1 pseudogene is annotated in these 1,091 nt (G+C 66.2%); it reads right to left on the bottom strand.

Annotation, left to right across the window (positions count from 1 at the left end):
- Positions 1 to 24 precede the first annotated feature (24 nt).
- Positions 25 to 1,013, bottom strand: a pseudogene (locus ABZ857_RS44335) (IS5 family transposase).
- Positions 1,014 to 1,091: the final 78 nt, after the last annotated feature.

The raw sequence follows: 1,091 nt of genomic DNA, 5'->3' as shown, positions 1-1,091 counted from the left end.
CCTAGGGCGTGTATTTGGTTGTGATCAAGGGGTGGTCCGGGTGAGGTCTTTGATCCAGATCATCGCGGCGCGGAGGTGGAGGCCGGCGAGGTAGCTCGCGGGGGTCTTGTCGTAGCGGGTGGCGATGCCTCGCCAGGCCTTCAGCTTGTTGATCAGGCGTTCGACGGTGTTGCGCTCCTTGTAGAGGTCGGTGTCGTGGTTGACGGGCCGGCCGCCCTTGCTGCCCTTCTTCTTCCGGTTGGCGGCCTGGTCCCTCTTCTCTGGGATGACCGCCTTGATACGCCGTTTCCGTAGGTAGGCGCGGTTGCCGCGGGAGGAGTAGGCCTTGTCGCCGGCGACCGCGCCGGGCCGGGTGCGGGGACGGCCGACGGGCACCCGGACGCGTACTTTCTTCAGCACGGGGATAAATTGCGGGCTGTCGGCGGCCTGCCCTGCGGTCAAGACGAACGCCAGCGGACGGCACCTGCGGTCGGCCGCAAGGTGGATCTTGCTGGTTTGCCCGCCTCTGGAGCGTCCGAGCAGGGCGGCTTTCAGCCGGAGCTTGCGCCGGTGCCGGGTACGTCGCCGTTCTTCTGCTCTGGGGTCGTTTGCGGCGTTGTGCTCCTGGTGTCCTTTCGGATCGCCCCCTTTTGTTCTTCGACGGCCTTCTCCAGCGCGGTGAAAAGGTCGTGGCCCAGGTGCATTCCGGCGGCGTCGTGATGAGCCCGGGCGGTGGTGGAGTCCACGCTGACCAGGGATAAGTCCACCTCGCCGCGTTTGGCGGCTTCCGCGATCGCCCCTTCCAGCAGGGCTTCGAAGACGCCGGCATCCCTCCACTGCCGGAAGCGGTTGTGGACGGTCGGCCAGGCGCCGAACTCCTGCGGCATCTCCCGCCACTGCCCGCCCGTCTTGAACCGCCAGATCACGCCCTCGAACTGCTGCCGCAGCCGCTCGGGGTACGGGCCGAACCTGCCGATCGGCAGGTAAGGCTCGATGAACTCCCACTCTTCGTCTGTCAGCTGGGCCCGCGTCATACACGACGACCTACCGGATCAGACCCTGCCGCAAGGGCGAATCCCAAATATTGATCACAACCCGATACGCGCCCTAGT

This window comes from Microbispora sp. NPDC046933 (assembly GCF_040644635.1).
Lineage (GTDB): Bacteria > Actinomycetota > Actinomycetes > Streptosporangiales > Streptosporangiaceae > Microbispora.
The sequence above is the reverse complement of the archived record's forward strand: the minus strand, read 5'-3'. Positions and strand labels throughout refer to the sequence as shown.